Source organism: Hydrogenophaga sp. LT287 (genome assembly GCF_055702805.1).
This window is the reverse complement of sequence record NZ_JBVPZC010000004.1, coordinates 20,528-39,993: the sequence shown is the minus strand read 5'-3', so window position 1 is coordinate 39,993 and position 19,466 is coordinate 20,528. Positions and strand designations below refer to the sequence as shown.

The 19,466-nt window shown below is 61.9% G+C and carries 18 protein-coding genes; 7 read left to right on the top strand and 11 right to left on the bottom strand.

The annotated features are described in order from the left end of the window. Positions 1-38: 38 nt before the first annotated feature. The 8 genes from AC0GNR_RS05105 to AC0GNR_RS05070 form a co-directional block, all read right to left on the bottom strand. The gene (locus tag AC0GNR_RS05105) at positions 39-755 is read right to left on the bottom strand and encodes an ABC transporter ATP-binding protein (protein ID WP_472899924.1); all 717 of its coding nucleotides are present in this window, start codon (positions 753-755) and stop codon (positions 39-41) included. 130 nt (positions 756-885) lie between these two features. Then, positions 886-1,656, bottom strand: coding sequence for an ABC transporter ATP-binding protein (locus AC0GNR_RS05100; protein WP_472899923.1), 771 nt, complete (start codon positions 1,654-1,656; stop codon positions 886-888). 14 nt (positions 1,657-1,670) lie between these two features. Continuing rightward, complete coding sequence (locus tag AC0GNR_RS05095) at positions 1,671-2,756, bottom strand: branched-chain amino acid ABC transporter permease (RefSeq protein ID WP_472899922.1); 1,086 nt, start codon at positions 2,754-2,756, stop codon at positions 1,671-1,673. Positions 2,757-2,769: 13 nt separating this feature from the next. Beyond that, entirely contained in the window at positions 2,770-3,699 is a 930-nt protein-coding gene (locus tag AC0GNR_RS05090; protein ID WP_472899921.1) for a branched-chain amino acid ABC transporter permease, read from the bottom strand. A gap of 229 nt (positions 3,700-3,928) precedes the next feature. Further along, entirely contained in the window at positions 3,929-5,224 is a 1,296-nt protein-coding gene (locus tag AC0GNR_RS05085) for a replication-associated recombination protein A (RefSeq protein WP_472899920.1), read from the bottom strand. Between the two features lie 28 nt (positions 5,225-5,252). Then, positions 5,253-5,888 carry an outer membrane lipoprotein periplasmic chaperone LolA gene (lolA, locus tag AC0GNR_RS05080; protein WP_472900051.1) on the bottom strand — a complete coding sequence of 212 codons (636 nt, stop codon included), beginning with the start codon at positions 5,886-5,888 and terminating at the stop codon, positions 5,253-5,255. Positions 5,889-5,934: 46 nt separating this feature from the next. Further along, entirely contained in the window at positions 5,935-8,295 is a 2,361-nt protein-coding gene (locus tag AC0GNR_RS05075; protein WP_472899919.1) for a DNA translocase FtsK, read from the bottom strand. A 266-nt stretch (positions 8,296-8,561) separates the two neighbouring features. Continuing rightward, positions 8,562-9,236 carry a Crp/Fnr family transcriptional regulator gene (locus AC0GNR_RS05070; protein ID WP_472899918.1) on the bottom strand — a complete coding sequence of 225 codons (675 nt, stop codon included), beginning with the start codon at positions 9,234-9,236 and terminating at the stop codon, positions 8,562-8,564. Positions 9,237-9,399: 163 nt separating this feature from the next. Between AC0GNR_RS05070 and trxB the strand changes: the two genes are divergently transcribed. From trxB to rpmG, 3 genes are all read left to right on the top strand, one after another. Then, positions 9,400-10,347 carry a thioredoxin-disulfide reductase gene (gene trxB, locus AC0GNR_RS05065; RefSeq protein ID WP_472899917.1) on the top strand — a complete coding sequence of 316 codons (948 nt, stop codon included), beginning with the start codon at positions 9,400-9,402 and terminating at the stop codon, positions 10,345-10,347. Between the two features lie 243 nt (positions 10,348-10,590). Beyond that, positions 10,591-10,824 carry a 50S ribosomal protein L28 gene (gene rpmB, locus AC0GNR_RS05060; protein WP_056269541.1) on the top strand — a complete coding sequence of 78 codons (234 nt, stop codon included), beginning with the start codon at positions 10,591-10,593 and terminating at the stop codon, positions 10,822-10,824. A gap of 12 nt (positions 10,825-10,836) precedes the next feature. Next, a complete protein-coding gene (gene rpmG, locus AC0GNR_RS05055; RefSeq protein WP_056269543.1) occupies positions 10,837-11,007 on the top strand; it encodes a 50S ribosomal protein L33 in 171 nt (56 codons plus the stop codon). A 184-nt stretch (positions 11,008-11,191) separates the two neighbouring features. Here rpmG and AC0GNR_RS05050 read toward each other — a convergent pair whose 3' ends face one another. Together AC0GNR_RS05050 and AC0GNR_RS05045 are read right to left on the bottom strand one after the other, a co-directional pair. Continuing rightward, positions 11,192-12,409 (bottom strand): DesA family fatty acid desaturase, encoded by a 1,218-nt coding sequence (locus tag AC0GNR_RS05050; protein WP_472899916.1) that lies wholly within the window; start codon positions 12,407-12,409, stop codon positions 11,192-11,194. A 167-nt stretch (positions 12,410-12,576) separates the two neighbouring features. After that, a complete protein-coding gene (locus AC0GNR_RS05045; protein ID WP_472899915.1) occupies positions 12,577-13,845 on the bottom strand; it encodes an RsmB/NOP family class I SAM-dependent RNA methyltransferase in 1,269 nt (422 codons plus the stop codon). 68 nt (positions 13,846-13,913) lie between these two features. Here AC0GNR_RS05045 and AC0GNR_RS05040 point away from each other — a divergent pair, with 68 nt between their 5' ends. Then, positions 13,914-15,533 carry a peptide chain release factor 3 gene (locus AC0GNR_RS05040; RefSeq protein ID WP_472899914.1) on the top strand — a complete coding sequence of 540 codons (1,620 nt, stop codon included), beginning with the start codon at positions 13,914-13,916 and terminating at the stop codon, positions 15,531-15,533. A gap of 135 nt (positions 15,534-15,668) precedes the next feature. On the opposite strand, the gene purN is transcribed toward AC0GNR_RS05040, so the two are convergent. Beyond that, positions 15,669-16,265 (bottom strand): phosphoribosylglycinamide formyltransferase, encoded by a 597-nt coding sequence (gene purN / locus AC0GNR_RS05035; protein ID WP_472899913.1) that lies wholly within the window; start codon positions 16,263-16,265, stop codon positions 15,669-15,671. 14 nt (positions 16,266-16,279) lie between these two features. Here purN and AC0GNR_RS05030 point away from each other — a divergent pair, with 14 nt between their 5' ends. From AC0GNR_RS05030 to AC0GNR_RS05020, 3 genes are all read left to right on the top strand, one after another. Beyond that, positions 16,280-16,999 (top strand): YceH family protein, encoded by a 720-nt coding sequence (locus AC0GNR_RS05030; protein ID WP_472899912.1) that lies wholly within the window; start codon positions 16,280-16,282, stop codon positions 16,997-16,999. Between the two features lie 76 nt (positions 17,000-17,075). Beyond that, the gene (locus tag AC0GNR_RS05025; protein WP_472899911.1) at positions 17,076-18,257 is read left to right on the top strand and encodes an acyl-CoA dehydrogenase family protein; all 1,182 of its coding nucleotides are present in this window, start codon (positions 17,076-17,078) and stop codon (positions 18,255-18,257) included. A gap of 13 nt (positions 18,258-18,270) precedes the next feature. Beyond that, entirely contained in the window at positions 18,271-19,386 is a 1,116-nt protein-coding gene (locus tag AC0GNR_RS05020; protein ID WP_472899910.1) for an acyl-CoA dehydrogenase family protein, read from the top strand. Positions 19,387-19,466: the final 80 nt, after the last annotated feature.

Here is a 19,466-nt window from a genome sequence, read left to right as displayed (position 1 = left end):
CCCGCGATGCGGGCCTCTTCTCTGTCTCTGATCGGGGTTCAATGCCCCAGATAAGCTTCTTTCACCTTCGGGTCGGTCAGCAAATCTTTGCCCGCTCCTGTCATGGTGATCTCACCCGAATCCATCACGTAGCCGCGGTCGGCAATCTGCAAGGCGCGCTGGGCGTTTTGTTCCACCAGCAGCACCGTCACGCCCTGGGCTGACACGTCGCGCACCACTTCAAAGATCTTGTCCACCATGATGGGTGACAGGCCCATGGAAGGCTCGTCCAGCAACAACACCTTGGGCTGACTCATCAGCGCACGCGCCATGGCCAGCATTTGCTGTTCGCCACCGCTCATGGTGCCGGCGAGCTGGTCTTTGCGTTCACGCAGACGCGGAAAAATGCCAAACATGCGCTCAATATCGTTGGCAATACCCGCTTTATCGGTGCGAATGTAGGCGCCCATTTGCAGGTTTTCGGTGATGGTCATGCGGGTGAACACGCCACGGCCCTCCGGCACCATGGCCAGGCCCTGTTTCACCAAATCCCAGGCGCCTTTGCCTTTGATACTTTTGCCCAGGTACTCAATGTCGCCGGCTTCAAACGCCAGCGAACCGGTGACCGCCTTCATGGTGGTGGTTTTGCCGGCACCGTTGGAGCCGATGAGCGAAATCAGTTCGCCCTCGCGCACCTCCAGGTCGATGCCCTTGACCGCCTTGATGCCACCGTAAGCGACCTTCAGGCCACTGACTTTGAGAAGTGTGTTCGCCATGTCGTAATTCCTTTTGTGTTCCTTTAGCGGGCGCGAAATGCTTCAACCCAGAACATCGCGGAACCGGCTTTGCCGGGCCGCAGATGTTGCCCACTGGGGGGTGACGCCGCAGGCGGCGCGGGGGGAGCGATCACCCGCCACCGGTGCCCAGATAGGCTTCAATCACTTTCGGATCGCTCTGCACTTCAGCGGGCGTGCCCGACGAGAGCTGTTTGCCGTAGTCCAGTACCGTCACGCGGTCGCACAGGCCCATGACCAACTTCACATCGTGCTCAATCAACAAGATGGTGCGGTTGTCGTTGCGGATGCGGTCGATCAGTTCACGCAACATCACTTTTTCTGTTGCGTTCATGCCGGCAGCCGGTTCGTCCAGCGCAATCAGCTGGGGGTCGGTGGCGAGCGCACGCGCAATTTCCAGGCGGCGCTGGTCGCCGTAGCTCAGTGTGCGGGACTTGTAGTCCGCAAACTTGCTGATGCCCACGTATTCCAGCAACTCGCGGGCGCGAGCGGTGATCTCGGCCTCTTCGCGCTTGAAACCCGGTGTGCGCAGCACCGCACCAATCAGCCCGGAATGGGTGCGCACGTGCCGCCCCACCATCACGTTTTCCAGCGCCGTCATCTCGGCAAACAGCCGGATATTCTGAAAGGTGCGGGCGATACCCGCTTTGGCGACTTCGTGCACGGCCGAGGGCGTGTAGGGCTTGCCCGCCAGCTCAAAGGTGCCGCTGTCGGGCGTGTACAGGCCGGTGAGCACGTTGAAAAAGGTGGTTTTGCCGGCGCCGTTGGGACCGATCAGGCCATATACCTGACCGCGCTTGATTTCCATGCCCACATCGCTGAGGGCTTGCAGGCCGCCAAAACGCTTGGAAACGTTGGCCACCTTGAGAATGGTTTCAGACATATCAGCAACTCCGCTCATTTGGTCAAGGACTTGCCGTGTTCGGGCGCCGGCCACAGGCCCTTGGGCCGGATCAGCATCACCACCACCATGGCCAGCGCAATCAACAGCTGGCGCAAGATTTCAGGGGCCAGTCGGCCATCGGTCAACTCCGTCAGGGGGTGGGCCACATGGCGCAGCAGCTCGGGCAGGCCAGCCAGCAGCAAGGCGCCCAAAATCACGCCCGGAATGTGCCCAATGCCACCCAGCACGACCATGGCCACCACCATCACCGACTCCATCAGCGAGAACGATTCGGGCGACACAAAACGCTGGAACGACGCAAACAGCACGCCCGATACGCCACCGAACGAGGCCCCCATGCCGAACGCCAGCAACTTGAGGTTGCGGGTGTTCAGGCCCATGGCCTTGGCGGCGATTTCGTCTTCCCGAATCGCCATCCAGGCACGGCCAATGCGCGAGTCTTGCAGGCGGTAAGAAATGATCACCGCCAGCACCACGAAGAACAGGAACAGATAGTAGTACAGCGTGACGGGCTGGAAGGTGTAGTCACCAATGGTCAGGCGCTTGCCCAAGTCGAGACCGAACACCGAAATGGTGTCGATCTGGCTGATGCCCTTGGGCCCGTTGGTGATGTTCACCGGACGGTCCATGTTGAGCAGGAAGATGCGGATGATTTCGCCGAAACCCAGTGTGATGATGGCCAGGTAATCGCCGCGCAGCTTGAGCGTGGGCGCACCCAGGATCATGCCCACGATACCCGCCACCACCGCCGCCAAAATCATCACCCACCAGATGCTGTAGTGCAGGCCGTTGGGGAACATGGCCTTGATGGCCGGGAAGGTGTCAGCCAGATGGGGCGATCCCAGCAGGGCAAAGATGTAGGCCCCCACCGCGAAGAACGCGATGTAACCCAGATCGAGCAGACCGGCGTAGCCGACCACAATGTTCAGGCCCAGCGCCAGCAGCACGTACAGCAGCGCGATGTCCAGAATGCGAACCCACGAGTTGCTGCCCGTGGATTGCAACAGAATGGGCAACAGCAGCAGCGCTGCGGCGGCCAGCAAAAAGACGATCAGTTTTCCAATTTTGGAATTCATCATGGTGCGCTCCTGCTCAGGCTCGGTCTGCCACACGCTCGCCCAGCAGACCCGAAGGACGCAGGGTCAGCACGATCGCCAGCACGATGAAGGCAAAGATGTCGGTGTATTGGCTGCCCAGCACACCGCCCGTGAGCTTGCCCAGGTAGCCGGCGCCCAGCGACTCGATCAGACCCAGCGCAATGCCGCCGACCACGGCGCCCGCCAGGTTGCCAATGCCGCCCATCACCGCGGCCACAAACGCCTTCAGGCCGGGCATGAAGCCCATGGCGTGTTGCACCGTGCCGTAGTTGGACGCCCACATCACGCCCGCAATGGCCGCCAGCATGGCGCCGATGATGAAGGTGGCGGAAATCACCACGTCGGGCTTGATGCCCATGAGGGCTGCCACGCGGGGGTTTTCAGCCGTGGCACGCATGGCCCGGCCCAGGTTGGTGCGGTTGACCAGCCACATCAGGAAAGCCAGGGTGATCGCCGTCACGGCCAGGATGGTCACCTGCGTCACCGAAATCACCGCACCACCCAGGTGAAACGGCTCGCTTGAGAGCATGGACGGGTACGACTTAGGGTTGGGTTTCCAGATGATCATGGCCAGCGTCTGCAACAGCAGCGACATACCAATGGCTGTGATCAGCGGGGCCAGGCGTGATGAGTTGCGCAACGGCCGGTAGGCCAGCTTCTCGATGGTGAAGTTCAGCGCCGCACACACCACCATGGCAATGATGGTGGCCATCAGCAGCATCAACCAGCCGGGCACGCCCACCATGGACTCGCGCATACCGGCAATGATGGTCCAGCTCGTGAGCGCGCCGATCATCAACACATCGCCGTGCGCGAAGTTGATGAGTCCGATGATGCCGTAGACCATGGTGTACCCGAGGGCCACCAGCGCGTACATGCTGCCCAGCACCAGACCGTTGATGATCTGCTGTAGCAAGGTTTCCATGAAGTTTCTCCGTGTTTTTGACAGGCGCGGGCGGACTGCCCGGACTGGCCTGTTTCAACTTAGCAAAAAACCCGCCAGGCTCGACCTTGGGACAGGACAGACTGCGGGTTGGTGCCGGATTGTAGCGAGGCGATTTGAGAGGCCCCATGCGTGTAACCCCTTATCACACGCGGGTTTACCCTGATTTCCAGATTTCAAACCGCCCTGCATCAGCGCGATTGGTCTTTCATTAGTTTTTGTGATCGTTCAGTTTTTTGAGCTCACGCAGCTTATCGGCAATACGAATCTCCAGCCCGCGCTCCACCGGACGGTAAAACCCCGGCTCGGCCATGCCTTCGGGCAGGTAATTTTCGCCAGCCGCGAAGCCATCGGCCTCGTCGTGGGCGTAGCGGTAGCCTTTTCCATAGTCGAGCTGCTTCATGAGCCGGGTGGGCGCATTGCGAAGGTGCATCGGCACCGGACGGGTGCCGTCTTTTTTCACAAACGCCTTGGCCTCGTTAAAGGCTTTGTAGACCGCGTTGGACTTGGGTGCCACCGCCAGATACACCACGCACTCGGCCAGGGCCAACTCACCCTCGGGCGTGCCCAGGCGCTCGTACACCTCGGCAGCGTCCAGCGCCAAGCGCAGCGCTCGGGGATCGGCCAGGCCAATGTCTTCGCTCGCCATACGGATAAAGCGGCGCGCCAGATAGCGGGGATCGGCCCCGCCGTCGAGCATGCGCACAAACCAGTAGAGTGCTGCGTCCGGGTCGGAGCCGCGCACACTTTTGTGCAGCGCGCTGATGTTGTCGTAGAACTGCTCGCCGCCCTTGTCATAGCGGCGCATGCGTTCGCCCAACACGCGCAGCAGCCAGTCATCGGTGACCTCGGCCAGTTTTTCGCGCCCGGCGGCCACGGCCAGGGTTTCCAGTGTGTTGAGCAGGCGGCGGGCATCGCCGTCGGCGTAGGCGATCAGGCGATCGGCCGCTGCCGCCTGCAGCGGGGGCACGGCGTTGATGGCCTGCGCCCGTCCGATGATCTGGCGCAGATCGTCCTCGCCCATGGGCTGCAGCACATACACCGCCGCCCGCGAGAGCAAGGCGGCATTGACTTCAAACGAGGGGTTTTCAGTGGTGGCACCAATGAAGGTGAACAAGCCGCTCTCCACATGGGGCAAAAACGCGTCCTGCTGGCTTTTGTTGAAGCGGTGCACCTCGTCCACAAACACAATGGTGCGCTGCTGGTGCAAGCCATCGCGCGCAGCCTCGGCTTTGTCCACCGCTTCGCGGATGTCTTTCACACCACCCAGCACCGCGCTGATGGTGATGAACTGCGCGTCAAACGCATCGGCCATGAGCCGGGCGATGGTGGTCTTGCCCACCCCCGGCGGGCCCCAGAGAATGCAGCTGTGGGGCTGACCCGACTCAAACGCCAGCCGCAGCGCCATGCCCCGGCCCAGCAGGTGCTGCTGACCGATGACCGTGGCCAGCGTGCGCGGGCGCAAGCGCTCGGCCAGGGGCGTGTGCTGGGGTGCGGCTGAGCTCACGGCAACCGGAGATGCTGGGCGGTTGCGATCAAGGCCGGATCACGTCGGCACCCGCAGGCGCCTGGAACCGAAACCGCTCAGCTGTCAACGGGGCGTTGCCCTGCCACTGGCTGAACGTCAAAACCGAGCGTTGGCCAAGGCTGTCCGCAATCTCCAGCGCCGTCAGCTGGCCTTGCCGAAAACCCACACGCACGCTTTGCAACTGCCCGTCCTTGCTGCGCGGGCGCGCTTCCAGCCACTCCATGCCATCTTGTGCAGGCGCGGCTTTCAAATCAAAAACCTCGGACAAAGCCCGCAAGTCGGTACCCGCGGCAATCAGGGCGGCGGGCGTGCTGCCCAACACCTCTTGCTGCTTGCGGGCCGTTACCTGGTTCAAGTCCACGTCGTAAAGCCAGAGCGTCTGGCCGTCGGCCACGATGGTTTGCTCAAACGGCTTGGTGTATTCAAACCGGAACCGGTTGGGCCGCAAAAACTCAAAACGCCCGCTGGACGTCTTGCTGCGCGCCACCGTCTCGCCGGTGCGCTTGGGCGAGGTGACCACCTGGGTAAAGCTGGCCTGCGCGCTGTTGACTTCGCGCAGGAATTTTTCGAGGTCTTTCAGCCCGTCGGCCTGCGCTGTGAATGCCGTCAAGGCGAGCGCGGCGGTGGTTATCAGTGTTTTGATCATGACTTGTCAGAGCCGTTTGCGCACACAAGGTTGCATAGCGCCCTCATTCATTGCGCCCGGGCACCAAAATGTCGCGCTGCCCGCTCGACGTCAACGCGCTCACCAAGCCCGCGTTTTCCATGTCTTCCAGCAAACGCGCGGCCCGGTTGTAACCAATTTTCAGCTTGCGCTGCACATAAGAAATACTGGCCTTGCGGTCCTTCAAGACGATTTCCACGGCCTGGTCGTACAGCGCATCTTTCTCGCCACCACCGCTACCGCCCTCGCCAAACACATCGCTGCCGTCGCCTTCGCCTGCAGCGGCTTCCAGCACGCCGTCGATGTAGTTGGGCTCGCCACCCTGCTGCTTCAGGTAAGCCACCACACGGTGCACCTCGTCGTCGCTCACAAAAGCGCCGTGCACACGAATCGGAAAGCCCGTGCCCGAAGGCATATAAAGCATGTCGCCCATACCCAGCAAACTCTCGGCGCCCATTTGGTCCAGGATGGTGCGGCTGTCGATCTTGCTGCTGACCTGGAAAGACAAGCGGGTGGGAATATTGGCCTTGATCAGACCCGTGATCACGTCCACGCTGGGCCGCTGCGTGGCCAATATCAGGTGAATGCCAGCCGCCCGGGCCTTCTGCGCCAGGCGCGCAATCAGCTCTTCGATCTTCTTGCCCACCACCATCATCAGGTCGGCCAGCTCATCGATCACCACCACGATGTAGGGCAGACGCTCCAGCGGCTCAGGCTGCTCGGGCGTGAGACTGAACGGGTTGCCAATGATCTCGCCACGCGCCTTGGCTTCGTCGATCTTGACGTTGTAACCGGCCAGGTTGCGCACACCCATCTTGCTCATGAGCTTGTAGCGCTTTTCCATTTCGGCTACGCACCAGTTCAGGCCGTTGGCGGCGTGTTTCATGTCCGTCACCACCGGCGCCAGCAGGTGCGGAATGCCCTCGTAAACGCTCATTTCCAGCATCTTGGGGTCGATCAACAACAAACGCACGTCTTTGGCGTCGGCCTTGTACAGCAACGACAAAATCATGGCGTTGATACCCACCGACTTGCCCGAGCCCGTGGTGCCCGCCACCAGGCAATGCGGCATTTTGGCCAGGTCGGCCACGATCGGCTGCCCCCCAATGTCCTTGCCCAGGCCCATGGTCAGCATGGACTTGGCGTCGTTGTAGACAGCCGAGCCCAAAATTTCGCTCAGCTTGATGGTCTGGCGCTTGGCGTTGGGCAGCTCCAGCGCCATCAGGTTCTTGCCAGGAATGGTCTCAATCACGCGGATCGACACCAGGGACAACGAACGCGCCAGGTCGCGGCCCAGGTTCACAATCTGCGAGCCTTTCACGCCTGTGGCGGGCTCAATTTCGTACCGCGTGATGACCGGACCGGGCGCAGCCGCGACCACGCGCACTTCCACCCCAAAGTCCTTGAGCTTCTTCTCAATCAGGCGGCTGGTCATCTCCAGCGTCTGGCTGTCCACGCCAGGCTGGTTCAGCGGCGCGCTGTCCAGCAGATCCACCTGTGGCAGCTTGCTGTCGGGCATTTCACTGAACAAGGGCTTCTGCCGCTCTTTGGCCACGCGCTCGCTCTTGGGCACGTCCACCAGCGTCGGCTCGATCACCACCGGCATCGGGTGGTGCTCTTCAATCTCCACCCGCTCCACCTTCACAACCTCTTCGCGCTCGCGCGCGGCCTGCTCCCCAATGCGCTGGTCTTCCACCGCCTCACGCTTCTCGCGCCGGGCTTCAAACCAGCCGTCGAGCACGAAACCCACCCCCTCGGCCCAGTGGCCCCAGGAAAAACGGAAAACACGGGGCAGGCAGAGCACCAGCAACGCCAACATGGCCAGCGCCGATCCGGTGAAACCCAGCCAGCGCATGGCCAGCATCCCCAGCGTATGCCCCAGCACACCACCAGCATGGCCAGGCAGCATGCTTTCCAGCCGGTACATGCGCGTCCATTCCAGCACCGTGCTGGCCGCCAGCAACAACACCAAACCCACCCAGAAAGCGCTGCGGCGACTCCAGAAACGGCCCCACCGCGTGTCCACGCCCGAAGCCGCGCCGTCATCAGCCACCTGGCCGCCTTGCTGACCCCGTATCCAGTCGGCCAGGGCCGACAACCAGGCCCGCAAACCAGCGAAAAAGCACCACCACACCGAAAAACCGAGCAGGTAATAACTGCCGTCGGCCAACAGCGCCCCCAGCCGCCCACCCCAATTGCCGGCCTCGGCCAGGGTGCCTGTGGTGCTCCAGGCCGGGTCCGCCAGCGAATGGCTGAGCAAGGCCAGCAACCAAAAAGCCAAGGCTGCCGCGCCCAGCACCAGACCGATTTCCTGGGCAAAACGGGCCACCCCCGCCGGTGCAGCGCTGGCACGGTCGGCGTTGAGCGTGTTCAATGAATAGGTCATAAGCTTCGGGGTCGTCCTGAAGCAAGCTTAACCCAAGGATTTGGGCCCTCCGGACCGCCCGCGCCGGATGACGTTCGTCTGACTGGATGACGCCAACCCCCGCGCGCGCCAGCGCTCAGAGGTTGGGCGTTTTTTGGATGTGTCCGAGCAACGCCCCAAAACGCGCCCGATCAAGGCGCAAAGCACAGCCACAGCTCGGACGGCGCGCCTTTGCAACGCCGAGCGGGTGTGTTTTGGGGTGGTGAGCGGGCATGAGCAAAAGACGCTCAGCCCAGCGTGTTGAGGCGGTCCTTGATGATCGTGCTGCCGTCCTCAGCCAGCTCAATGAAGCCGCGGTCTTCCAAATCCTTCATCACGCGGCTGACCATCTCCCGCGAGGCGCCAATCATTTTGGCCACGTCCTGGCGCGACACCCGGTCACGGATCGTCAGCTGCCCGTCTTTGCCCGGCTGCGCAAATTCCAGCAGCGCCCTCGCCACCCGGCCATACACATCCATCAGCGCCAACGACTCGATCTTGCGGTCGGCGTGGCGCAGACGCTGCACCAGGCCCTTCATCACCGCGTAGGCCATTGAGGTGTTTTCAGGCAGGCAGCGGGCAAATTCGGGGCGCCCCAGAATCAGCACGTCGGTTTGCACCTCGGCACGCACCGTGGCCGAGTGCGGCTGGTTGTCGATCAAGCTCATTTCGCCCACATAGTCACCCGGGTTCATGGTGGCCAAAATCACCTCGCGACCACGCGCATCCGTGGTCACCACACGGGCCCGCCCCGTCAACACAATCGCCAAGAAATTGGACTTTTTACCTTGCTCAACAATGCACTCGCCGCGCTTGAAGCGGCGCTTGATCACAGCGTCAGCCACCGACTCAGCCTGCGCTTGCGTCAAGGTTGAAAACAGGGGAACCCGGCGGATCAAATCCAGATTGGACAGTATGGACATACGTTATTCCTCAGATCAGGCGGCATAAGCAGCTCTGTTTCATACAATGCCTCACAGATACCGACCCCCATCCCTCACCAGGATGGTTTGAATGGCGTTGGCAGCAACCATTTATCTCAACACTCTAAACCAATCACCCCCTGTCACCATCGGGGCTTGCACCATGAAGCATACTAAAGTTCTTATTCTCGGCTCAGGCCCCGCCGGTTACACCGCCGCTGTGTATGCCGCACGCGCCAACCTGAACCCCGTGCTCATCACCGGTATTGCCCAGGGTGGTCAGCTCATGACCACCACCGAAGTGGACAACTGGCCCGCCGACGTGGAGGGTGTGCAAGGCCCCGATCTCATGCAGCGCTTTCTGGCGCATGCCGAGCGCTTCAAGACCGAAATCGTGTTCGACCACATCCACACCGTCGACTTTTCACAGCGGCCCTTCGTCCTCAAGGGCGACAGCGGCGAATACAGCTGCGACGCGCTCATCATTGCCACCGGCGCCTCAGCCAAATACCTGGGTCTGCCGTCAGAAGAGGCCTTCATGGGCAAGGGTGTTTCGGGCTGCGCCACATGCGATGGGTTTTTCTACCGCAACGAAATCTGCAGCGTGGTCGGTGGTGGCAACACCGCTGTGGAAGAAGCGCTGTACCTGTCAAACATCGCCAGCAAGGTCTACCTGATTCACCGCCGCGACACGTTCAAAGCCGAAGCGATCATGATCGACAAGCTGATGGAGAAAGTGGCCGCTGGCAAGATCGAACTCAAGCTGCACAGCACGCTCGACGAAGTGCTGGGCGACCAGACCGGCGTGACGGGCGTTCGCTTGAAGAACGTGCAAACCGGCGCAACCGAAGACGTGACGGTCAAAGGTTGCTTCATCGCCATTGGCCACAGCCCCAACACCGACATCTTCAAAGGCCAGCTGGAAATGAAGGACGGCTACATCGTCACGCAGTCGGGCCTGAAAGGCATGGCCACCATGACCAGCGTGCCCGGCGTTTTCGCGGCCGGCGACGTGCAGGACCACATTTACCGCCAGGCCATCACCAGCGCGGGCACCGGCTGCATGGCAGCGCTGGACGCCCAGCGCTTCCTTGAGCAAAACGATCTGTAAGCCGAAGGGTACGGACACCGCAGGAACCCGCCTGCGAATGGACGCGATTCCCGCCCAAGGCTATAATTCAAGGCTTTGCTGCAATTTCCCGGATACTGAGCTTTGGCTTTGGTCCGCGCAGCAAGATTCGGGTTACCGCCACCCTATCCTGGCGAGGTGAGGCTGAAATGCCAGATACGGCCTGTCGCGATACCGCGTCAGGTCCTTGGCAAACAGCTGTTAGAAAATGATCGGAGTGTCCTCATGGCACGCGTCTGCGACGTAACGGGCAAGAAGCCCATGGTCGGGAACAACGTTTCCCACGCCAACAACAAAACCAAGCGCCGGTTCCTGCCGAACCTGCAATACCGCCGTTTCTGGGTCGAGAGCGAAAACCGTTGGGTGCGTCTTCGCGTCTCCGGTGCAGCCCTGCGCCTGATCGACAAAAACGGCATTGATGCCGTGCTCGCAGACCTGCGCGCACGCGGCCAGGCTTAAGGAGAACCGAACATGGCAACCAAAGGCGCACGCGAGAAAATCAAGCTGGAATCCACTGCTGGAACCGGCCATTTCTACACCACCACGAAAAACAAGAAGACCACGCCCGAGAAGATGCTGATCAAAAAGTTTGATCCAAAAGCTCGCAAGCACGTGGACTACAAAGAAATCAAGCTGAAGTAATTCAGCTGGGTACGAACAAAAAAGCCGCTGTTTTCACAGCGGCTTTTTTTATGTTTCTGCAGACCCAGAACCCCAAGGCTTTCCCGTTTACGCCACGCTTGACAGGTCGCTTTTGGGCGGGGTCTTACAAGTCAAAGACATCTAGGACTACCGCGCCGCACAAGCGGCGCGTTGGACAGGCAAATCAGGCTCGGGCTGAGCGCAGCTGGATCGAGAATTCGCGCAGTGCAGCGATCCCGCTCTCTTCTGCACGGCGGCACCAAGCTTGCAAATCAGCAGCCAGTTGCTCGCGAGAATGCGAGGTGTTCAGCCAGATCTGGCGCAACTCTTCGCGCATCACCACCATTTTGTCCAGCACCGGATAGGCCGCGCGGGCCTGGCTCAGCTGGGGTACGGCGGCAGCGGGCACCTTGTCGGCGTCGCGGTGCAGCCAGCGGCTGGCCGTTTTGAGCACGCTGGCGTCCACCTTGGGCGTGGCAGCCTCGTGCTGGAACACGTCGCGCATCTTGCGGGCGTAACCCGCCATGACTTCGTAGCGGTTGGCGATGATCGCCTCCAGCGTTTTTTCGTCGGCCACGGGTTTGACGTCGCCGTAAGCCATTTTGGGCGGGGTCTTTTTGACGGTCGCCAGACCCACCATCTGCATGATGCTGATGTACATCCAGCCAATATCAAACTCGTAGGGTTTGACCGAGAGCTTGGCCGAGGTGGGGTAGGTATGGTGGTTGTTGTGCAACTCTTCACCGCCAATGAGGATGCCCCATGGCGAGATGTTGGTGCTGGCGTCGGTTGCCTCAAAGTTGCGGTAACCCCAGTAATGGGCCGCGCCGTTGATGATGCCGGCTGCCGTGATGGGAATCCAGGCCATTTGAACCGCCCAGACCGCCAGGCCCGCTGCGCCAAACAGGGCGATGTTGATGATCATCATCAGCGCCACGCCTTGCCAGGAGTACTTGGTGTAGAGGTTGCGCTCGATCCAATCGTCCGGCGTACCGTGGCCGTAACGGGCCATGGTTTCCTTGTTTTTGGACTCGGCGCGGTACAGCTCAGCGCCTTCAAACAGCACCTTTTTGATGCCATAGACATGCGGGCTGTGCGGGTCTTCCGCTTGCTCGCATTTGGCGTGGTGTTTGCGGTGGATCGCCGCCCATTCTTTGGTCACCTGGCCCGTCGTCAGCCAGAGCCAGAAACGGAAGAAGTGCGACGCGATGGGGTGCAGGTCGAGCGAACGGTGCGCTTGATGGCGGTGCAAAAAGATGGTGACGCTGGCAATGGTGATGTGGGTGAACACCAGGGTCACCAGCACAATCTGCCACCAGCTGGCTTCGGTCAGTCCGTGGGCCAACTGCTGAATCAGACCATCCCACAAAGTGGAAAAGAATCCGGAATCGGTAGAAAACATTGATGTCCTAAATGACCGCCCAACAGCGGCGGGAACACGAGGGATAAACGCTCTGATGAAAGAGCAACCAAAACACGTCGGATTTTAAGGCGGGGGGTGCAAAACACCAAATGCCTACGCGTCTGGAAGACCCGAACCTGATCAAGATCAGGCTTTTGCCTGATTTTTCAAGCCTTCCTCCGCCAAACGGCAGCGAAAAAGCCGTCCGTTGCATGCCGATGTGGCCACAAACGCAGCATTTGGCCCTCATCACCCGTGCACAAGGACCCAGCGTGCGGCACTTGGGCCGTCTCCAGCAAATCCACCACCGGCACCGGCTCGAAGTCTGGGTGGGCTTCGCCAAAGGCGGCCACGACGGCCTCGTTTTCGGCAGGCAACAGACTGCAGGTGGCGTACACCAAACGCCCGCCGGGCTTCAACAGGCGCGCCGCGCTGTGCAAGATAGCCTGCTGCAATTCGGCTTGGGCGGCCACCGTCTGGGGGTTTTGGCGCCACTTCAGGTCGGGGCTGCGGCGCAGCGTTCCCAGGCCTGAGCAAGGCGCATCCACCAGCACGCGGTCGATCTTGCCCGCCAAGCGCTTGATGCGGTCGTCGCGCTCGTGCGCAATGGCTACGGGGTGGACGTTGGACAGGCCGCTGCGAGCCAGCCGGGGCTTCAGCGCGTCCAGCCGGTGCCCGGACGTGTCAAACGCGTACAGGCGTCCGCTGTTGCGCATGGCCGCGCCAATGGCCAGCGTCTTGCCGCCTGCGCCAGCGCAAAAGTCCACCACCATTTCGCCGCGCTTGGCGTCCAGCAGCAAAGCCAACAGTTGCGAGCCTTCGTCTTGCACCTCCACGTCGCCCTGCACAAACGCGGGCAATTTGGCCAGCGAGGGCTTGCCCTGCAGCCGGATGCCCATGGATGAATAAGGGGTGGGCTCACAGGCAAGGCCAGCCTGGCGCAATTCGGCCAGCACCACTTCGCGCTTCTTTTTGAGCACGTTCACGCGCAAGTCGAGCGGGGCGGGCTGGTTCAGACTGGCCACGAGCGCATCAAATTCGGTGCCCACCTGCTCACGCAGCGCGGTAGCCAGCCATTCGGGCAGGTTGTGGCGGTGGGGCGCCATCAGGTCGGCGTCTTTCACGGCATCGCAGTGGTCGAGCCAGTTTTTTTCCACATCGGTCAGCGCGCTTTTAAGAAAGTCGCGGTCGCCGGGGAAACCCAACACGGCCAAACGGCGCCACTTGGAGCCGCTGCCGGAGCGCGCGAGCCATTCAAACTTCAGGCGCTCGCGCAGGGTGGCGTAGACGGTGTCAGACAGGGTAGCCCGCTCACGCGGACCGAGCGAGCGGTGCTCACGGAAATAGCGGGACACCACCGCATCGGCGGGGTGCTCAAATTTGTAAACGAGTTCAATCAGGTTGGCGCATTCGTCCAGAAGGGCTATTGGGTGCATCTTGGAATTATCCCCCCTGGGCTTGCCTCACCCTGCGCCTGCTGCGCAGGAGGGGATAATCCGTGCCCATGTCAGAACTCTCCAATCAAGTGCGCCGCCGGCGCACATTCGCCATCATTTCCCACCCCGACGCGGGCAAAACCACGCTGACCGAAAAACTGCTGCTGTTTTCGGGCGCGATCAACATCGCCGGTTCGGTGAAGGCGCGCAAGGCGGCGCGCCACGCCACGTCCGACTGGATGGAGATTGAAAAGCAGCGCGGCATCTCCGTGGCTTCGTCGGTGATGCAGATGGAATACCGCGACTGCGTGATCAACCTGCTCGACACCCCGGGCCACCAGGACTTCAGCGAAGACACCTACCGCGTGCTGACCGCCGTGGACGCCGCGCTGATGGTGATCGACGCTGGCAACGGCGTAGAACCGCAGACGCGGCGCCTGCTGCAGGTGTGCCGGGCACGCAACACGCCCATCCTCACGTTTGTGAACAAAATGGACCGTGAGGTGCAGGCCCCGCTGGACCTGATGGACGAGATTGAGCGCGAACTGGGCATGACAGTGGTGCCATTCACCTGGCCTGTGGGCATGGGCAAAACGTTTCGGGGCGTGTTTGACCGCCGCACCGACCAGATGCGCGTGTTTGCCGCCGGCGAAGACCGCCGCGGTGGCGACGAAGACGTGCTGAGCGGCCTGGACAACCCCGAGAGCGTGAAGCGCTTTGGCGCCGAATTTGAACAAGCCAAAGAAGAACTGGAACTGGTGGAAGGCGCCTCACCCGCGTTTGACGAGGCCGAATTTTTGGCCGGGCGCCAGACGCCGATGCTGTTTGGCTCGGCGGTGAACAACTTCGGCGTGCGCGAGGTGCTGGACGCGCTGGTGGACCTGGCGCCCCCGCCCGGCGACCGCCCGGCTATTCAGCGCGTTGTGCACCCGGACGAGCCCAAATTCACCGGCGTGGTGTTCAAGATTCAGGCCAACATGGACCCTGCGCACCGCGACCGCATTGCGTTCGTGCGCGTGGCCAGCGGCCACTTCGAGCGCGGCATGAAACTGAAAGTGGTGCGCAGCGGCAAAGACCTGCGCCCCAACACGGTGGTGAGCTTTTTGAGCCAGCGGCGCGAGTTGCTGGATGAGGCCTTTGCCGGCGACATCATTGGTATCCCGAACCACGGCGTGCTGCAACTGGGCGACACGCTGACCGAGGGCGAGACGCTGCAATTCACCGGCCTGCCGTTTTTTGCGCCAGAAATTATTCGCAGCGTGGAAGTGGCCGACCCGCTGCGCAGCAAGCAGCTGCGCGCCGGCCTGACCCAGTTGGGCGAAGAAGGTGCCATCCAGGTGTTTCGCCCGGTGGCGGGCAGCGTGCTGTTGCTCGGCGCGGTGGGGCAGTTGCAGTTTGAGGTGGTGGCGCATCGGCTGGAGCACGAATACGGCGTGAAAGCCCGCATCATGAACAGCCCTTACCAGGTGGCGCGCTGGGTCACATGTGCGCCCGAAGACGGTGGCGAGGTAGAGCTGAAAAAGTTCATTGATGCCAACAGCCACCGCGTGGCGCTGGACGCCGTGGACGCGCCGACGTTGCTGGTCGACCACCAGGCCACGCTGCGGGCGGTGGAGGCGAATTGGCCGAAGATCAAGTTTCACGCCATGCGGGAACACGCGGGCCTGGTGTTTCATAAGTCCATGTAACCCCCCGCGCAAGGCAAAGCACCCCCCGCGCCGGCTACGGCGTCACCCCCCAGGGGGCTTTGCTCCTGGCCCGGCAAGCCGGTTCCACCGCGTTCTGGGTGGACAGCCCTTCGTGGAACGGCGGGACTGGCTGTCTCAGACCACCCGTGTGAGCAGGCGCTCTACCGCACGCGGGTAAATGATGTGTTCCTGCGTCAGCACGCGCGCGGCCAATGTCTGCGCGGTGTCACCGGGCAACACCGGTACCACGGCCTGGTCCAGAACGTCGCCATGGTCCAGCTCGGGCGTCACGCGGTGCACCGTGGCGCCGGCAAACTTGCAGCCCATGTCGATGGCGCGCTGGTGCGTGTTCAACCCGGTGAAAGCGGGCAGCAGACTGGGATGGATGTTGATCAGCCGACCGGCGTAATGCTGCACAAAACCGGGTGTGAGGATGCGCATAAATCCGGCCAGCACCACCAGCGCGGGGCCATGGCGGTCGATCGTGGCCATCAGCTCGGCATCAAAAGCTTCGCGACTGTCGAACGCCTTGTGGTCCACCACGGCGGTGGCGATGCCCTGTTCACGGGCAAACTCCAGGCCCTTGGCCTCGGCCTTGTTGCTGATGACGGCCGCCACACGGGCGCCGAATTGTTCTCCCCAGTGGTGTTTTTGAGCGGTCTTGACGATGGCGGCCATGTTGGAGCCGCTGCCGGAGATCAGAATAACGATGTTTTTGTTCACGCCTGCCATGGCCAAGAAGTGTAATGACTCCAGAAACCACGACCGCCCCGCGTTCACACGATTTTCAACAGCGTCCGCTGTCCGTTGCCGAAGCCCGCGTGCTGGGCACCCTGATGGAGAAGGCCCGCACGGTGCCCGACAGCTACCCGCTCACGCTCAACACGCTGATCACCGGCTGCAACCAGAAGTCCAGCCGCGACCCGGTGCTGCAACTGCCCGACGCGCTGGTGGTGGAAGCACTGGAAGGCTTGCGCCATCTGAATCTGGTGTTCGAGACCAGCGGCGGACGGGCAACCCGCTACGAACACAACTTCATGCGGGCCGTGGGTGTGCCCGAACAATCTGCCGTGCTGCTGGGCATGCTGATGCTGCGCGGCCCGCAAACCGCCGGTGAACTGCGGCTGAACACCGAACGCTGGTACAAGTTTCTGGACATTGCGTCGGTCGATGCCTTTCTGGAAGAGTTACAGGACCGGTCCCCTGAAAAAGGCGGTGCCCTGGTGGTAAAACTGCCGCGCGCACCCGGGGCACGCGAGCAGCGCTGGGCGCACCTGCTCTGTGGCCCGGTCGATCTGTCGGCGCTGCAAAACGCTGCCGCCCCCGGCGCAACCGGCGCCACAGAGGACGACGTGATCGCACTCACCCGCCGCGTCGCAACGCTGGAAGACACCGTGGCCTTGCTGCAAGACCAGTTGCAAAACCTGCACAAAGAACTCGGCTTGTCGCAGCCCGGACAGGACTAAAACGAACGGTCGTGCCAAACTGAGGCTTGTTTGCGCGGACGCCCCGTTCACCCGCGCCCCACAAGGAGACACCCCCATGGATTTGGCATTCACGCCCGAAGAGCAGGCGTTTCGCGAAGACATTCGCGCCTGGGTCAAGGACAACCTGCCCGCAGACATTGCCCACAAAGTGCACAACGCGCTGCGCCTCTCGCGCGACGATATGCAGCGCTGGGCCAAGATACTGGGCAAGAAAGGCTGGCTCGGCCACGGCTGGCCCAAAGAATTTGGCGGTCCCGGCTGGAACGCGGTGCAAAAACACCTGTTTGAAGAAGAATGCGCCTTGGCGGGTGCACCACGCGTGGTGCCCTTTGGCCCAGTCATGGTGGCACCCGTCATCATGGCCTTTGGCAACAAAGCCCAGCAAGAGCGCTTTCTGCCCGGCATTGCCAGCGGCGACGTGTGGTGGAGCCAGGGCTACAGCGAACCTGGATCGGGTTCCGACCTGGCTTCGGTGAAGTGCCGTGCAGAGCGCCAGGGCGACAAATACATCGTCAACGGACAAAAAACCTGGACCACCCTGGGCCAGTACGGCGAATGGATCTTTTGCCTGGTGCGCACCAGCAACGAGGGCAAGCCGCAAACCGGCATCAGCTTCCTGCTGATCGACATGAAGTCGCCCGGCGTGAGCGTGCGCCCGATCAAGCTGCTGGACGGCGAATGCGAGGTCAACGAAGTCTGGTTTGACAACGTGGAAGTGCCCGCCGAGAACCTGATCGGTGAAGAAAACAAGGGTTGGACTTACGCCAAGCACCTGCTCAGCCACGAGCGCACCAACATTGCCGACGTGAACCGCGCCAAGCGCGAGCTTGAGCGCCTCAAGCGCATCGCCAAGGCAGAAGGCGTGTGGGATGACCTGCGCTTTCGCGACCAGATTGCCCTGCTGGAAGTGGACGTGGTAGCGCTGGAAATGCTGGTGCTGCGGGTGCTCAGCGCTGAAAAATCGGGCAAGAACTCGCTGGACATCGCCGGCCTGCTCAAGATCAAAGGCAGCGAAATTCAGCAGCGCTACGCCGAACTCATGATGTTGGCGGCTGGGCCGTTCGCCATTCCCTTCATGGAAGAGGCCATGGAAGCCGGCTGGCAAGGCAACTTCCCTGGCGGCGAAGTGGCCAACGCGCCGCTGGCGTCCACCTACTTCAACATGCGCAAGACCACCATCTATGGCGGCAGCAACGAAGTGCAGCGCAACATCGTGGCCCAGACGGTCCTCGGCTAAAGGAGACAACAACATGGATTTCGACTTCTCAGAAGACCAGGAACAACTGCGCGACGCAGTGCGCAAATGGGTCGACAAGGGCTACGACTTCGAGCGCCGTCGCAGCATCGTGAGCGCAGGCGGGTTTGACCGAGCCGCTTACAACGAACTGGCCGAACTCGGCCTGGCAGGCCTCTACATCAGCGAAGAAGACGGCGGCCTGGGCATGGGGCCCACCGAAGGCATGGTGGTGATGGAAGAGCTGGGCCGCGGCATCGTGCTGGAGCCGCTGCAGCAAACCCTGATCGCGGGCGGCGTGCTGGGCGCCTACGCACCGGCCGACCTGAAAGCAGCCTGGCTACCGCGCATTGCCTCGGGTGAAGCGCTGGTGGTGCTGGCACACCAGGAACGCGGTGCGCGCTACCGCCTCGACATCTGCAAGACCACGGCGACGCAAACTGGCAGTGGCTGGGCGCTCAGTGGCACCAAAAACCTGGTGCCGGTGGGCGATCAGGCCGACGGTTTCATTGTGTCGGCCACGGTCAACGGCCGCATGGCACTGTTCCTCGTGGCGCGCAGCGCCACGGGCTTGGACGCACAGGGCTACCGCACCCAGGACGGCGGCCGAGCCGCCGACGTGGTGCTGCAAAACGCACCAGGTCAGCTGATCACGGCCGACGGCCTGCTGGCGCTGGAGCACGCAGTGGACATCGGCATTGCGTGCGCCTGCGCCGAGGCGGTGGGCGTGATGGACAAGACGCTCGCCATCACCACCGAGTACATGAACACCCGCAAGCAGTTCGGCGTGGCCATTGCCAGCTTTCAGGCGCTGCGCCACCGCGTGGCCGACATGAAAATGCAGCTGGAGCTGGCCCGCTCCATGAGCTTCTACGCCAGCCTCAAGCTCAACGCCCCCACCGACGAGCGTCGGGCTGCCATGGCCAGGGCCAAGGTGCAGCTGGGCAATTCCATGCGCTTTGTGGGCCAGCAGGCGGTCCAACTACACGGCGGCATCGGCGTGACCGACGAGTACATCGTGAGCCATTACTTCAAAAAGCTGACCCAACTGGAAATGACCTTTGGCGACACGCTGCACCACCTGGGCGAAGTGTCTCAGCGGATGCAGGACACGGCGGGTGTGTTTGCTTGAAGCCCGTGCGGATTACACGGATACGCCCTGAAAGTTGACAGGTGCGCCTGCGGAGGTGGGTTCAGGCATCTTGATCAAAG

Coding starts and splice junctions, on each gene's coding strand:
- AC0GNR_RS05105 (WP_472899924.1), bottom strand. CDS start 755: ATGGCGAACACACTTCTCAAAGTCAGTGGCCTGAAGGTCGCTTACGGT.
- AC0GNR_RS05100 (WP_472899923.1), bottom strand. CDS start 1,656: ATGTCTGAAACCATTCTCAAGGTGGCCAACGTTTCCAAGCGTTTTGGC.
- AC0GNR_RS05095 (WP_472899922.1), bottom strand. CDS start 2,756: ATGATGAATTCCAAAATTGGAAAACTGATCGTCTTTTTGCTGGCCGCC.
- AC0GNR_RS05090 (WP_472899921.1), bottom strand. CDS start 3,699: ATGGAAACCTTGCTACAGCAGATCATCAACGGTCTGGTGCTGGGCAGC.
- AC0GNR_RS05075 (WP_472899919.1), bottom strand. CDS start 8,295: ATGACCTATTCATTGAACACGCTCAACGCCGACCGTGCCAGCGCTGCA.
- AC0GNR_RS05070 (WP_472899918.1), bottom strand. CDS start 9,236: ATGTCCATACTGTCCAATCTGGATTTGATCCGCCGGGTTCCCCTGTTT.
- trxB (WP_472899917.1), top strand. CDS start 9,400: ATGAAGCATACTAAAGTTCTTATTCTCGGCTCAGGCCCCGCCGGTTAC.
- rpmB (WP_056269541.1), top strand. CDS start 10,591: ATGGCACGCGTCTGCGACGTAACGGGCAAGAAGCCCATGGTCGGGAAC.
- rpmG (WP_056269543.1), top strand. CDS start 10,837: ATGGCAACCAAAGGCGCACGCGAGAAAATCAAGCTGGAATCCACTGCT.
- AC0GNR_RS05050 (WP_472899916.1), bottom strand. CDS start 12,409: ATGTTTTCTACCGATTCCGGATTCTTTTCCACTTTGTGGGATGGTCTG.
- AC0GNR_RS05045 (WP_472899915.1), bottom strand. CDS start 13,845: ATGCACCCAATAGCCCTTCTGGACGAATGCGCCAACCTGATTGAACTC.
- AC0GNR_RS05040 (WP_472899914.1), top strand. CDS start 13,914: ATGTCAGAACTCTCCAATCAAGTGCGCCGCCGGCGCACATTCGCCATC.
- purN (WP_472899913.1), bottom strand. CDS start 16,265: ATGGCAGGCGTGAACAAAAACATCGTTATTCTGATCTCCGGCAGCGGC.
- AC0GNR_RS05030 (WP_472899912.1), top strand. CDS start 16,280: ATGACTCCAGAAACCACGACCGCCCCGCGTTCACACGATTTTCAACAG.
- AC0GNR_RS05025 (WP_472899911.1), top strand. CDS start 17,076: ATGGATTTGGCATTCACGCCCGAAGAGCAGGCGTTTCGCGAAGACATT.
- AC0GNR_RS05020 (WP_472899910.1), top strand. CDS start 18,271: ATGGATTTCGACTTCTCAGAAGACCAGGAACAACTGCGCGACGCAGTG.